We start from the raw sequence: 14,317 nt of genomic DNA on the forward strand, positions 1-14,317 counted from the left end.
TTTAACGGACCGGGCCCCGGCCCCTCCAAGGGACCGGGCCCCGGCCCCTCCAAGGGACCGGGCCCCGGCCGTCCTCACGGATCAGCTCTCGACTTTCCGCAACAAAAGGGACTAACTACTCTCTGGGTATGTCAGAGCAGGGCCCGAAGCACCCGAAGCACCCGAAGCACCCGAAGTACCCAAAGCCCCCAAGGCCCCCAAAGGACTCAAGGCACCCGGAGGACTCGCTCGAAGCCGCGACGGAGGCGACCCGCAGCCTGCAGGGCCCGTCCACCGAACTCACCGCCCGTGTACCGCAGCTGCTGGATGCCATGCGTTCCGTCGGCACCGGGCTCGAACTGCACACCACCCTTGACCGGATCTGTGAGACAGCGGCCGAACTGTCCCACGCCCGCTACGCGGCCATCGGTGTCGTGGACGAGGAGGGAGAAGGGCTCTCGGACTTCGTCACCCATGGAGTCCCGGAGCAGGTGGCGAACGAGATCGGCCACCGGCCGGACGGGCACCGGGGTCTGCTCGGTGCCCTGATCCACGACCCCCGCCCCGTGCGGCTCCCCGATCTGACGGCCGATCCGAGGTTCGCCGGATTCCCGCCGGGCCATCCCCCGATGCGGACCTTCCTCGGCGTACCGATCCGGGTCCAGGGCGAGGTCTTCGGCAATCTCTATCTGGCCGAGAAGGACGGCGGCGGCGAGTTCACCGACTACGACCTGCACATGGTGCGGGTGCTGGCCACCGAGGCCGGTATCGCCATCGGCAACGCCCGGCTGTACGAGGCCGCCCGGCAGCGAGAGCGGTGGATCGACGGCTCGGTGGCCGTGACCACCGCCCTGCTCTCCGGCGGGGACGCCGACGACGCGCTCGCGGTCGTCGCCGAGCAGGCCCGCCACCTCGCCGCCTCCGCCGCCGGGATCGTGCTGCTGCCCGCCGAGGACGGCGGACTGGAGATCGTTGCCGTGTCCGCGGAGGAGCCGACTTCGGCGCTCGGGGTGATCATCCCGGCGCAGAGCCCGGTGGTGGGGATGCTGCTGGGTGGCGAGGCCGTCTTCGTGGACGACTCGGCCACCGACCCCCGCATGGTCACCAGACTGGCGGACCGGTTCGGGCCGAGCATGCTGCTTCCGCTGCGCAGCGGGGGCCGAGTGCTCGGCGCGCTCGTCACCCCGCGCGCCCGGGGCGGCCGGCCGTTCACGGAGACGGAGCGGACCCTCGCCGCCCAGTTCGCCTCGCAGGCCGCGCTGGCGCTGATGATGGCCGAGGCGCAGCGGGACCGGGAACGGCTCGCGGTCTACGAGGACCGCGACCGGATCGCCAGGGAGCTGCATGACCTGGTCATCCAGCGGCTGTTCGCCACCGGGATGATGCTGGAGAGCGCTCAGCGCCGCTCGGACGTGCCGGAGGTGCAGTCCGGCGTCGGCCGGGCGGTCGACGAACTCGACGTGACCATCCAGGAGATCCGTACCGCCATCTTCGCGTTGCAGCAGGAGCCGGCCGAGGCGCCGTCCGGGCTGCGCACCCGGGTGCTGCGCGAGATCAACATGGCGGCCGTCCCGCTGGGCTTCAAACCGGCACACCACTTCCTCGGCCCGGTCGACTCCCTGGTCGGCGAGCTGACCGGCAAGAACCTGATCGCGGCGCTGCGGGAGGCGCTGTCCAACGCCTTCCGGCACGCCGACGCGTCCCGGATCGACGTGGTCGTGGACGCGACCGCCACGCTTCCCGACGGGCGGGACGCGGTACGGCTCACGGTCGCCGACGACGGTGTGGGCATCCCGCGGGGCGGCAGGCGCAGCGGGCTCCGGAACCTGGCCCGCCGGGCGGAGTCGCTCGGCGGGGCCAGCTGGTTCGGGCCCGGCCTCGGGGAGGCCGGCGGCGGTACGACAGTGGTGTGGCAGGCGCCCCTCTGACGCCGCGTGAGGCACGCCGCGTGAGGCACGCCGCATGAGTCATGCCGGGCGAGTCATGCCGGGCGAGGCACCTTGCGCGAGGCACGCCGTGCGAGGCACGGTTCGCGCTTCGGCAGATGCGTCGGTCGCGTGGGGCGCGTGGGTTCAGGGCGCCGTGCGGGACAGTGCCCGCTCGGCGATGATCCGCTCGATGACGAGCGCGACGCCGTCCTCGTTGTTGGTGATGGTACGGCCGGTGGCCGCCGCCAGGGCTGCCGGGTGGGCGTTGCCCATCGCGTACGAGGTGCCGGCCCAGCTCAGCATCTCCACATCGTTGGGCATGTCGCCGAACGCGACGACCTCGGCGGGGGAGATGCCGCGCTCGGCGCAACAGAGCTCCAGCGTGCTGGCCTTGGAGACGCCCGGTCCGCTGACCTCCAGGAGGGCGGTCGGGCTGGACCGGGTGAAGGAGGCGCGGTCGCCCGCGGTCGTACGGGCCAGGGCGAGGAAGTCGTCCGGGGCCAGCTCGTCGTGGTGGGCGAGGAGCTTCAGCACGGGGGCGCCGGTGCCCGGCGCCTCCTCGTGGAGCAGCTTCTCGGCGACGGCCACGGTGGCGCCGGGATCGAGGTGGAAGGGCGGGTAGGCCGGTTCGTAGTGGATACCGGTGGCCAGCTCGACGGCGAACGAGGTGCCGGGGGCTGCCGCGCGCAGCGTGTGCACGACGTCGAGGGCGGTATCGCGCTCCAGTGCGCGGACCTTCAGCAGCCTGCCGCCATCGTGCAGGTCGGCGACGGCGGCGCCGTTCGCGCAGATCGCCAGCCCGTGGCCGTGGACGTGGTCGCTGACGACATCCATCCAGCGGGCGGGGCGGCCGGTGACGAAGAAGACCTCGATCCCGGCCTCCTCGGCGGCGGCGAGCGCCGCGACCGTACGGTCCGAGACGGTCTTGTCGTCGCGCAGGAGCGTGCCGTCCAGATCGGTGGCGATCAGCCGGGGAACGGCAGGAAGAGGGGAATCGGTAGCTGAGGTCACCGCCCCATTCTCGCGTACCAGGGTGCACGGGCGTGCGCAGGGGCGCACATCTGAGTGGGTACGCGCCTGAGCAGGGGAAGATTCCACTGGCATATGCCGGGGGATTCGCCTGCGCCGCGACCAAGGGATTGGCTGCCGGAGTCCGGCACAGCCGCTTCCCGGACCGGCCCGCCGCCCGGCCGATGTGCTGATTGCATCGGTGGGTGGCGGCGCGCGTGCCGCGCCTCGGTGGGACATCCTGTCGAGGTGATCCGAGTACCTGATGGGGAGGGCGACCGTTGATGGGGAGAGTGACCGTGCGACTGTCCGAGAGCGAGTTGCGGTCCAGGGGCGCCGCGTTCCGGGAACTGCACGACGGACCCGAACCCTTCGTGATCCCCAACCCGTGGAACGCGGGCACCGCCCGGATTCTGGCCGGGCTCGGCTTCCCGGCGCTCGCGACGACCAGCGCCGGTCTAGCCGTTTCCCTCGGGCTGCCGGACGGCGCCAATCTGCTGGACCGTGAAACGGTGCTCGCGAACGCCCACGAGATCGTTACCGCGACGCCGCTGCCGGTCTCCGCCGATCTGGAGAGCGGATTCGCCGAGACCCCGGAGGGCGTCGCCGGGACCGTTCGCGCGGCGGCGGACGCGGGGCTGGTGGGCGGCTCGATCGAGGACGCGACGGGACTGCCCGGCGACCCGGTCCGTCCACTCGCGGAGGCGGTGGACCGGGTGACGGCGGCGGTGGAGGCCGCGCGCGGACTGCCCTTCCCGTTCACCGTCACCGCACGCGCGGAGAACTTCCTCTACGGGCGTCCCGACCTCGACGACACGATCCGTCGGCTACAGGCCTACGAGGAAGCGGGTGCCGACGTGCTCTACGCGCCCGGACTGCCGTCGGCCGACGCCGTGCGCGCCGTCTGCACCTCGGTCGGGCGGCCGGTCAACGCCCTTGCGGGCAGCCAGCAGCCGGCACTGGACGTGGCCGCGCTCGCGGCCTGCGGCGTGCGCCGGATCAGCCTCGGTTCGACCCTGTCCCGGGCGGCGCTGGGCGGATTTGTCCGGGCGGCCCGGGAGGTGCTCGACCACGGGACCTTCGGGTTCGTCGCGCAAGCCCCGCCCTACGGAGACGTGAACCAGTGGATGACGCATGGATGACTCATTTACCTCTCCGGTCTCCCAACTCCCAGGAGGGGTCCCACGCTTCCAGGCTGTGTGCTGCCCCGGAGGGAACCGACTTGTCCCTGGTGGCCATCAGCCAGTACTTCACGAGCCCTCCTGATTTCCGCTTCCGGCTCCATGCTGCCGATAGGTACTGACAGGCCGCCTGTGGCGCAGTGCTCGATGGGCGCGTGGGACGCCCCCCCCGCGATTCTTTTGAGGGCCTCTGGCCTGCTAATCGGCCGTATTCGGCTCAACCAAGCTGCATGGAGGCTTCCGTGGCGATCTTCTCGAAGGCGTCTTGGCTCGTGGCGAAGTCGGAGTTGGGGATCGGCCAGTGGAGCACGATCTCGGTGAAGCCGAGTTCGCGGTGACGGCCGGCGAAGTCGACGAAGGCGTCCACGGACTGCAGGGGACCGTTCCGGTCCGGGGTGAAGCCGGTCAGCAGGATCTTGTCGAGATCGGCCACGTCGCGGTCGATCTCCGCACACGCCTTGCCGAGCTTCTCGATCTGGCCGCGCAGGGCCTCCACCGACTGCTCCGGGGTCCCTTCTTCGAAAAGCTGCGGGTCGCCGGTCGTCACCCACGCCTGCCCGTATCGTGCGGCCAGCTTCAGTCCGCGTGGCCCGGTCGCCGCCACTGCGAAGGGCAGCCGGGGCCGCTGCGCGCAGCCGGGGATGTTGCGAGCCTCCTCGGCGGAGTAGTGGGCGCCTTGGTCCGTCACCGCGTCCTCGGTGAGCAACCGGTCGAGCAGCGGAACGAACTCGGCGAACCGGTCCGCCCGCTCCCTCGGCGTCCATTGCTCCTGCCCGAGCGCCGTCGCGTCGAAGCCGTTGCCACCTGCTCCGATACCGAGGGTGATGCGCCCACCGGAGATGTCGTCGAGCGAGATCAGCTCCTTGGCGAGCGTCACCGGGTGCCTGAAATTGGGCGAGGTGACGAGGGTACCCAGTCGCATACTGTGCGTAACGGTCGCCGCCGCGGTCAGGGTGGGAACCGCCCCGAACCACGGCTCGTCCCGGAAGCTGCGCCAGGACAGGTGGTCATAGGTGTAGGCGGCGTGGAACCCAAGGTCTTCCGCACGCCGCCAGATCTGTTGTCCCTTGCTCCAGCGGTGGATGGGAAGGATTACGGTGCTAAGTCGCATGACTGCGACCCTATGTTCTTGTGACCGCGAGCGACCAGGGAGAGCAGATGTCACCGGCTGCGGCCGCGTCGGTACGCGTCGCGTCCGTGCACTCCGGAGCGGTGCCACGGCCCTTCAGCTCTCGCGGTAGCGCGCGAAGACGCGGGCGCGCTCCTCTTCCCAGGTCCAGTCCGCCGCCCTCCGGTGAAACGGGGCTCCGCTCGCCAACTCGAAGAACTGGCCCGCCGGCCTGGAGGTCGCCTTCAGGATCACGATGGAAGAGAGCATCGGCTCGATCCCTTCGCTGTCACGCCGACAGGCGTCACTGAGCAGGTGGCTGATGATCGGGCCGCGGTAGTGGACGTGGTGGCCCTTCGCCTTCAGTCCTTCGCTCAGGGACTTGTACCAGCCATCGGTACGACCTTCCCGCGCCCAGCACCGAAGGATTTCCATCGTCTCGTCCAGCGCTGCCTCGTATTCGGCGTCGCCCTGTCGCATTCGGACCTCCCCATCCGCGGTGGTTGCCCACCGTATGCCGGTATCCGGTATCGGCCAATGCCGTGCTCACCACCGCCGATGTCACGTCCCGGTCTGCCTCCAGACCGAGGTGAGCGCGGCGACCGGGTCGGCATCCGGCGACGCTGCGGGCCACCATTGGCCGTCATCGTCCCGGAGACAGGGGTACCAGCGGGCGTCGGGGCCCAGGCGGAGCTGAATGCCGTGGTCGGTGAGGGTGAGGCGGTTGCGCCAGGCACGGAGAGGGGCGGGGCCGGCGGCCATCTCGACGAGGGCCGCGGTCAGGGCGGTGCGGGCGGCCGTCATCACCACCGGATCAGGGGTGTGCGGCTGTTCGGCGACGATCAGTCCGGTGGGGCCGCCGTGGCGCCAGGCGCGGGTGAGGCGGGCGAACGCGATCGGTCTGGTGCCGGTGTTCTGGACCAGGCGGTGGAACCATTCGGGTCCGGGGCCGCTGGCGGCGATCCGCACCGCGTCCTGGTGCTGGGTCAGGTGCAGGCCGGCGGTGTCGCCCGCGAGAAGCCGCGCTGCGCGTGCGGCGGTGTCGGTCATGAGGCGTTCCAGATCCGTGGTGGACAGCCCGGTGCCGGAAGGCGGAGTGACGGGGAGCGCGGCGGCGTGGGCGGCCGGGGCGAGGGGTTCGGGAAGCCGTGGGGTGTGTTCGGCCCAGCGGGTGTAAGCGGCGCTGGCCGGGATGCCCGTCGGGGCCGATGGGGCGGCAGTCTCCTGCTTTGCCGTACGGCGTGCGCGCAGCTCGGCGAGGACCTCTTCCCGCCTGCGGCCGCGCAGCGTGAAGAGCACGAACGGGTCGGCGTCGATGGTGGCGGCGATGGCGTAGCAGAGCGCGGCGGCGTGCTTGCAGGGGTACCCCCAGTCGGGGCAGGAACACTCGGGGTCGAGTTCGGTGGGCTGCGGGAGGAGGGGGACGCCCGCTTGGCGGGCGTCGTCGACGAGTTCGGCGGGCATCTCGTCGTCGAGGAGCGCGGCGAGATGGCCGGCGCGGGCCGCGATGGTGTCGAGCAGGGTGTCCCACTGGGTGTCGGTGAGGACGGGCAGGTGGACGGAGGAGCGGTACGGGCGCGGCTGGCTGCCCCGGACGGCGGCCTTGACCTGGCCCGGGGCGACGGTGGTCGGGCCGACCATGCCCTTGCGGGTGTAGGTGCGGCCGCGTGACAGGCGCCCGGTGTCCAGGCTGGAGTCCTCCAGGGCGGTGACCCATGCCTGGCCCCACCAGGTGGCGGCGAAAGCGCGCTTGCCGCGGGCGGGCGCACGGCGCGGGCCGGGGACCGAGGGGCTCATGACTGCCTCCCCAGGGCGACGAGTTCGGCAAGGTCGGCGTCGGACAGTTCCGTCAGGGCGGCCTCGCCGGAGCCGACGACGGCGTCGGCGAGCGCGCGCTTGGAATCGAGCAGTTTCGCCACCTTGTCCTCCACGGTTCCCTCCGCGATGAGCTTGTGGACCTGGACGGGCTGGTCCTGGCCGATGCGGTAGGCGCGGTCGGTGGCCTGGTCCTCTACAGCCGGGTTCCACCAGCGGTCGTAGTGCACGACATGGGTGGCGCGGGTGAGGTTGAGTCCGGTGCCCGCCGCCTTCAGCGACAGGAGGAACACCGGAACCTCACCGCGCTGGAAGCGTTCCACCATCTCCTCGCGCCGGGTGACGGGGGTGCCGCCGTGCAGGAAGAGGGTGGGGGTGCCGCGCTCGGCGAGATGGCTCTCCAGGAGGGCAGCCATCTGCTTGTACTGGGTGAAGACCAGCACCGATTCGCCCTCGGCGATGATGGTGTCGACCAGTTCGTCGAGGAGATCGAGCTTGCCGGAGCGGCCGGCGAGCGACGTGGACCGGCTCAGGTTGTGCTCCTTCAAGTACTGGGCAGGGTGGTTGCAGATCTGCTTCAGCGCGGTGAGCAGTTTCAGCACCAGGCCGCGTCGGGCGATGCCCTCGGACTCCTCGATCTTCGCCATGGTCTCGCGGACCACCGCCTCGTACAGGCTGGTCTGCTCGGCCGTCAGCGAGACGACGCGGTCGGTCTCGGTCTTGGGCGGCAGTTCGGGTGCGATGCCAGGGTCGGACTTCTTGCGGCGCAGCAGGAACGGGCGGACGAGACGTGACAGGCGCTCGGCGGCCGCCGAGCCCTCGCCGTCCCCAGCCCCCGTCTCGATGGCGCGGGCGTGCCGGTCGCGGAAGGCGGACAGCGATCCGAGGAGCCCTGGGGTGGTCCAGTCGAGGAGCGCCCACAGTTCGGAAAGGTTGTTCTCCACTGGCGTACCGGTCAACGCGACGCGGGCACGGGCCGGCAGGGTACGCAGTTCGCGGGCGGTGACGGCGTAGGGGTTCTTGACGTGCTGGGCCTCGTCGGCGGCGATCAGTGACCAGGCGGTCTCGGCGAGGACGTCACGGTCGCGCCGCAGCACCCCGTAGGTGACCAGGACGATCTCGTCGCCGGCCAGGTCCTCGAGGTGGCGGTCGCCGCCATGGTAACGGCGCACGGGGACGGTCGGCGCGAACCTGGCGGCCTCGCGCTGCCAGTTGCCGAGCAGGGAGGTGGGGCAGACGACGAGGGTGGGGCCAGCGGTGGCCGGGGCGGTCTGGCGGTGGAGATGCAGGGCGAGCAGGGTGATGGTCTTGCCCAGGCCCATATCGTCGGCGAGGCAGCCGCCGAGGCCGAGTTCGCACATCTCGGCCAGCCAGGCGAGTCCCCGCTTCTGGTAGTCGCGCAACGTGGCCTCGAGAGCGGCGGGCTGGGCTGCGGGAGTGCGGGACTCGGGATCACGGATCCGGGTGACAAGATCGCCGAGCGCGCCGACGGCCTCGCTGACGAACGTCTCCCCGTCCCTCTCCACCTCACCGGTCAGAGCGGCGCTCAGCGCCTCCATAGGGGTGAGCGGTTCCATCCGGCGGCGCTTCGCGCGGGCCACCAGCTTCGGGTCGGCGACAACCCATTGGTCGCGTAGCCGGATCAGAGGGCGGCGCGCCTCGGCGAGGTCGTTCATCTCGGCCTCGGTGAGAGGCTCGCCGCCGAGCGAGACCTGCCAGCGGAAGTCGAGCAGGGCGTCGGCGTCGAGCAGGCCGCCCGCGCTGGAGCCGGGAGCGGCGCGCTGCCCGATCTCCGCGGTCGCGGTGAGCGCCTTGACCAGTGCGCGCGGCCAGTGCACATCGATACCGGCCGCACGCAGCGCGTCGGTTGCTTCGCCCAGCAGGTCGAAGGCTTCGTCGTCGGTCAGCCGGAGCTCTTCGGGAGCGGCGTCCGCCAGCAGTCGCTGGAGCGGGGGCCAGACGCGGGCACCGCGGCGCAGCGCGAGCAGTGTCTCGGTTTCGGCGCGTGGGCCGAGCAGCCTCTCCACCTCACCGGGCTCGCTCCATAGCCGTGCGGCCTCCACGACGAGCGCCGGATCCGCCGCGGTGCGCAGTTGAAGGACGGCCCGGAACTGCCGTCGTCGACCCTCGGGCACGTCGACACGCAGCGAGACGCCGACCTCGGCGGTCAACGCGGCAGTTGTCTCCTCGGCCCAATCGCGCAGCGCGGGCACGGCCCGGGTATCGCGCCAGACGTACGGCACCGCTCCCACGGCGAGAGGCGCGGCCGGAGTACGGACCAGGTCGTCGGCGACCGCGTCGCAGAACTGGCGGACCAGCGCCGCCGGTTCGGCGATGCGTACCGGAGGCGGGCCGGGCTCGGGAAGGCAGTGGGCATGGGGTGGGAAGGCTGCGGCGAGGGCGTCCAGTGCCTGCCGCTGGGCAGCGGTGAAGGGGCCCGCCCGCCAGGTGTCGTAACCGGCCGGAGTGAGGGCCGGGTGGAGGCGGCCGTCGGCGAGCAGCCGCAGGGCGAAACAGGCGGCGCCCTGCCAGGCTGCCGCGGACGGGTGTGGTGGCTGAGCCCCGGTCAGAGCGGACACGGCGACCGCGACCGGCAGCGCGTAGCCGTCCACCCTGCGTCGTCTGACCGAGCGGCCATGCGGCAGCACCAGTTCCACCGAGTCGGTTTCCACACCCGCCGGCACGTCACCGCCCCCGGCGACCGCCCCGGCGGGCTGCCACAGCAGGAGCCGCCCGAGGCGGGCCGGCTCTCCGGGCAGGAACACCGCCGCCCAGCCCCTGTCGAGAAGCTCCCGCGCCCACGCGGCCGCCTCGGGTGCGGCAAGCGGTGATGCGCTCATCACGCCCGAGCCCGTGCTCACTTCTCGTACGACGACCCGTGCCACTCGTTTCCGTCCTAGCGCCATCCGGGGGCTCCCGAAGGTGGCCCCGCCCACCACCGGACTCCACCACGTGCTGTCACCCACCGGCAAGCCCTGGCCATGCCTTCACGGGTGGGAACGGGACTCCTACCGCAGGCACCGTATGTGTCAGGCGGAGGATCACCGCGGCCCGGTCCACGTCCGCCCTGGGCGCCGATTTCGTCATCAGAGCGAACAGCGTCAGGGAGGTCAGCCATGCACGGGTGAACGTGCCTCGACTGCCACGTACGCGACCGTCCGAGATGGCACTGCGCCGACCGGGCACGGTTGCCATGCCGACCTCGGCGTCGACGACATGGCCCACCCGTGCGGCGGCCGTGTACGGCTCTTCGATATCCGACCGGGCAACTGTGCTCGCCGACCGAAGGGAATCCTCGTAGCTCAGGCCGTGATAGGCGAAAAAGGCTTGACTGACGTGACGAGGGTGCCCAAGCGCAGGCGGTCCGTGGCCGTCGCGGCGGCGGCGAGGGTGGGCAGAGCACGGGTGCCCTCGGCATCGTCTCCGGCGCATCCGGATTTCGTTCAGGATTCACAGCGGCAATTTTTGTCCACAGGTTTGATCCACAGCCAACTCGGGTTATCCACAGGTAATTTGACGATTCTGTGGACAAGCGCCTTGGGATTTAGTCCATTTGGTCAATTTGACCTGTATTTTTATGAGATGAGGCAAGGGCGTCCAATGCTCTTGCTTGTAGCTCTCGTTCAGCGGCAGCGGTGATGAAGGCAGCAACGTGCTCTCGGCCAACCAGCCCCTCCACAGCTGTGATTGTTACGGCCGGCAGAGTGATCGGAACCGGTGGAAGCGAGGAGTCGCCCGAGGTGAAGGGCTTCTCCGCGGTGAGGTGGTGCTCCAGGTGCCGGGTGGCGAACGTCCGCATCGCACGCGCGAGTTCGGCGTCCACCGTCTGCTGGGCGAGTGGGCGGAGTCGGCGGACCATCGAGGCGGCCTCGGCCGCGCCCGCGTCCGCCGGCGGCCGATGGCCGAGATAGCGGGCGAAAACATGCTCCGTGGTGAACTCCAGGAAACGGGACGCTATCTGCTCGACCTGACCCCGAAGCTCCCTCAGATGGCCGGAGATCGCATTGAGCGGAACGCCCGCGGCATACAACTCCACCGCGACCGCCAGCTCTTGAGGACTCGGCACCAGGAACTCGTCGTCGCGGCCGGGGATTCGTTCGAGCACCCCGAGGTCCACCGCCTCGGCGACGGCCTGCTCGTCGGAAGTCCCGCCGAACTTCACGTCCAGTTCGGCCCGGGTGATCCGGTCCGCCCGCTCGTCGGTCCAGGGCCCGTGCACCTCGGCGACGAGTCCGAGCACCCCACCGAGGCCGCGGCCCGCGTCCCATGCCTCCAGCAACTCCTTGATGCTGGCCAGGGTGTAGCCGCGGTCGAGCAGGTCGGCGATCTGGCCGAGCCGGGACAGATGGGTGTCCCGGTACACATTCGCCCGGCCCCGCCGCTCCGGCGTCGGGAGCAGTCCGCGGTCCTGGTAGGCGCGGATCGTGCGGACCGTGGCGCCGCTGGCGTGCGCCAGGTCCTCGATCCGGTACTCCGCGCCCGCCCGCCCGGCCGACGGCCCGGGGCCGCTCACAGCGGCGGCTTCAGCCGGGCGATACCGCGCAGCACGCCGGGGCTGAGCCGGGACAGGAACCGGGCGGTATGGGACTCCGGCGTCACCGGGACGACGGCCTGGTTACGGACGACGGCCCGCAGGATCGCCTCGGCGACCTTCTCCGGCGGGTAGTTGCGCACTCCGTACAGCTTGCTCGTCCGATTCCGCAGCCGCTTCTCCTCCGCCGCGTCGGTCCCGGCGAAATGGGTGGTCGCGGTGATGTTCGTATGGACGATGCCGGGACAGATCGCGCTGACCCCGATCGACTTCTCGGCGAGCTCGGCGCGCAGGCATTCGCTGAGCATCAGCACGGCGGCCTTCGACGTGCTGTACGCGGGGAGCGCGCGCGACGGCTGATACGCGGCAGCGGAGGCCGTGTTGACGATATGGCCGCCCTGCCCGCGCTCGGCCATCTGCCCGCCGAAGAGCCGGCAACCGTGAATGACACCCCAGAGATTGACGTCGAGGACGTTCTTCCAGTCCTCGCTGGTCGTCTCCAGGAACGAGCCGGACAGCCCGATCCCGGCATTGTTGACCAGCACGTCGACGGTCCCGTATTCGGTGGCGACCTTCTCGGCCAGCTTCTCCATGGCCGCCTCGTCGCTGACGTCGACCGTCTCCCCCCAGGCGGCCGGGGCGCCGATCAGCCGGGCCAGCTCCGCCGTTCTGGCCGCACCCTCCGCATCCCGGTCCACGGCGATCACCCGGGCGCCCGCCTCGGCGAAGGCGAAGGCCGTGGCCCGGCCGATGCCGCCGGCCGCGCCCGTCACCAGGACGAGCTGTCCGCCGAACCGGTCCGCGTACGCACCCTTCGGCGCGGTGTCCCGCACCGGGATGCCCCCTTGCAGGGCCGCCTCGTTGGCGGCGGCGAACTCGTTGATCCAGGAAGCCAGCTGGTCCGGCCTGGTGCGCGGTACCCAGTGCTTGGCGGGCAGCGAGCGGCGGGTCAACTGCGGCACCCATGTGTCGAGTTCGTCGTAGAGGTGCTCCGACAGGAAGATGTCACCGGTCGGCGTGATCAGCTGGACCGGCACATGCGCGTAGGCGTCGGGGCGGGGTCTGCGCAGCCGGGCCCGGACATTGTCGCGGTACAGCCAGGCTCCGTGCGCCGCGTCGTCCGGCAGGGACGCCGTCGGGTAGTCGCCCGGCGGCACCTTCTCCAGCCGCTCCAGGATGCCGGGCCACCGCTTGCCGAGCGGGCCGCGCCAGGCGAGCTCCGGCAGCACCGGCGTATGCAGCATGTACACGTACCAGGACTTGGCGCCCTGGCCCAGCAGCTGGCCGACCCGGCGCGGAGTCGGCCGGGCCATCCGCCGCTTGATCCAGTGCCCGAAGTGGTCCAGGGAGGGGCCCGACATCGCGGTGAAGGAGGCGATCCGGCCCTCGGTGCGGCTGACCGTCGCGAACTCCCAGGCCTGGACCGAGCCCCAGTCGTGCCCGACCACATGCACCGGCCGGTCCGGGCTCACCGCGTCGATGACGGCCAGGAAGTCGTCGGTCAGCTTCTCCAGGGTGAAGCCGCCGCGCAGCGGAACGGGTGCCGTCGAACTGCCGTGACCGCGCACGTCGTACAGCACGACATGCCACCGCTCGGCCAGCTGCCGGGCGACCTGCGTCCAGACCTCCTTGCTGTCCGGGTAGCCGTGCACGAGCACGATCGTCGGACGCGTCGCCTCGCCCAGCTCGACGACGCACAGCTCGATACCGCCCGTGGCCACCCGGCGCTCGCGCGCCCCCGGCAGATCCCGCAGACTCATGCCGCCACCCTTTCCTCGGCCCAGCGCCGCACATGCGGCAGATCGTCGTCCAGCCAGAAGGCGCTCTGCTCGGGGTCCCGTGAGTCGGTCACGACCAGGATCTCCTCGAACTTCGCGCCGGTACCCCGGAATCCGAGGTGCGGTTCGACCGCCCACAGGCCCGGCCGCGGGGGATGACCGGAGAAGCGGTGCGGACTCCAGAGCGGCGACCAGCCGTCCCGGTGCCCGTGGACCGCATCACTCAGCAGGCCCTTGAGCGACTGGGTGCCGAACCCGAACACCTGCGGCGACCAACGGCGTTCGGCGACGCGGCCGACCTTGTGGGCGATGACCCCGAAGGGATACGCCCGATGCCGGTTGGCGTAGCCCTGCCTGATCATCAGGCGCTCCACGTCCTCGTATATCTCACGCAGTGGGCGCCGTTCGCGTATCTCGCGCAGGATCAGCTCGCGGTGCACCTCCAGGTCGGCGAGCAGCTTGTCGTGCAGGGGGTTCAGCCCCAGCCAGCCGGAGTAGCCGATGCCAGCGGTGAATCCCTTGTACACCGGAGCCACGTCGAGGATGAACGGCATCCCCGGCTCCAGTTGCCGGTTGGTCGGGAAGAACTGCAGCGGCACCTTGAAACCGGTGAACGCCGTACGGTCCCCGAACCAGGCGAAGGGGAGATGGAACCAGTCCCGCACCCCGCGCTCCCGCAGCCACTCGCGCTGCATCCCGGCCGCTTCCCGCTCGGTCACCCCCGGCCTCAGACGGGCGGCGACCGCTTCCGCGCAGGCGTACGCGAGACGCTGCACGTCTCTGAACCCCGGTAACTCCGGGGCCCGTTCGTCGATCACCCGCGAGGCCATGCCACCGTCCGTTCCCTGCCGATTGCGGTACGTGCCCGTAACGTGACACTGATGAATGTGACAATGTCCGGCGGCTACGTCAAGGGGTGCGCCGGACCTGTGGACAACTCCGCGGACCACCCGGCGCGGCGGCCCGAAACGGACTGCCGGGCTCCTCCT

The 14,317-nt window shown here is 70.9% G+C and carries 10 protein-coding genes; 2 read left to right on the forward strand and 8 right to left on the reverse strand.

Annotation, left to right across the window (positions count from 1 at the left end; translation table 11 throughout):
* The first annotated feature begins 128 nt into the window (after positions 1-128).
* Positions 129-1,907 (forward strand): GAF domain-containing sensor histidine kinase, encoded by a 1,779-nt coding sequence (locus tag FHX80_RS14435; RefSeq protein WP_244318260.1) that lies wholly within the window; start codon positions 129-131, stop codon positions 1,905-1,907.
* Positions 1,908-2,051: 144 nt separating this feature from the next.
* On the opposite strand, the gene FHX80_RS14440 is transcribed toward FHX80_RS14435, so the two are convergent.
* Positions 2,052-2,918: a Cof-type HAD-IIB family hydrolase gene (locus FHX80_RS14440; RefSeq protein ID WP_145764571.1), complete on the reverse strand. Its 867-nt coding sequence runs from the start codon at positions 2,916-2,918 to the stop codon at positions 2,052-2,054.
* A 296-nt stretch (positions 2,919-3,214) separates the two neighbouring features.
* Here FHX80_RS14440 and FHX80_RS14445 point away from each other — a divergent pair, with 296 nt between their 5' ends.
* Positions 3,215-4,057 carry an isocitrate lyase/PEP mutase family protein gene (locus FHX80_RS14445; RefSeq protein ID WP_244318261.1) on the forward strand — a complete coding sequence of 281 codons (843 nt, stop codon included), beginning with the start codon at positions 3,215-3,217 and terminating at the stop codon, positions 4,055-4,057.
* Between the two features lie 256 nt (positions 4,058-4,313).
* Here the strand turns inward: FHX80_RS14445 and FHX80_RS14450 are convergent, their stop codons facing one another.
* The 7 genes from FHX80_RS14450 to FHX80_RS14480 form a co-directional block, all read right to left on the reverse strand.
* The gene (locus FHX80_RS14450; protein WP_145764573.1) at positions 4,314-5,207 is read right to left on the reverse strand and encodes an LLM class flavin-dependent oxidoreductase; all 894 of its coding nucleotides are present in this window, start codon (positions 5,205-5,207) and stop codon (positions 4,314-4,316) included.
* Between the two features lie 114 nt (positions 5,208-5,321).
* The gene (locus FHX80_RS14455; RefSeq protein WP_145764574.1) at positions 5,322-5,684 is read right to left on the reverse strand and encodes a hypothetical protein; all 363 of its coding nucleotides are present in this window, start codon (positions 5,682-5,684) and stop codon (positions 5,322-5,324) included.
* A gap of 81 nt (positions 5,685-5,765) precedes the next feature.
* Positions 5,766-7,001, reverse strand: a complete 1,236-nt coding sequence (locus FHX80_RS14460; protein ID WP_145764575.1) for an SWIM zinc finger family protein — start codon at positions 6,999-7,001, stop codon at positions 5,766-5,768.
* The gene (locus tag FHX80_RS14465; protein WP_145764576.1) at positions 6,998-9,859 is read right to left on the reverse strand and encodes a DEAD/DEAH box helicase; all 2,862 of its coding nucleotides are present in this window, start codon (positions 9,857-9,859) and stop codon (positions 6,998-7,000) included. Before FHX80_RS14465 ends, FHX80_RS14460 begins: the two co-directional genes overlap by 4 nt.
* Before the next feature lie 704 nt (positions 9,860-10,563).
* Entirely contained in the window at positions 10,564-11,532 is a 969-nt protein-coding gene (locus tag FHX80_RS14470; protein ID WP_145764577.1) for a MerR family transcriptional regulator, read from the reverse strand.
* Positions 11,529-13,310: an SDR family oxidoreductase gene (locus FHX80_RS14475; RefSeq protein ID WP_145764578.1), complete on the reverse strand. Its 1,782-nt coding sequence runs from the start codon at positions 13,308-13,310 to the stop codon at positions 11,529-11,531. Before FHX80_RS14475 ends, FHX80_RS14470 begins: the two co-directional genes overlap by 4 nt.
* Positions 13,307-14,158 carry a M24 family metallopeptidase gene (locus FHX80_RS14480; RefSeq protein ID WP_145764579.1) on the reverse strand — a complete coding sequence of 284 codons (852 nt, stop codon included), beginning with the start codon at positions 14,156-14,158 and terminating at the stop codon, positions 13,307-13,309. The genes FHX80_RS14475 and FHX80_RS14480 overlap by 4 nt, the downstream gene beginning before the upstream one ends.
* Positions 14,159-14,317: the final 159 nt, after the last annotated feature.

Origin of the sequence: Streptomyces brevispora, from assembly GCF_007829885.1 — a bacterium.
GTDB classification, from domain to species: Bacteria; Actinomycetota; Actinomycetes; order Streptomycetales; family Streptomycetaceae; genus Streptomyces; species Streptomyces brevispora.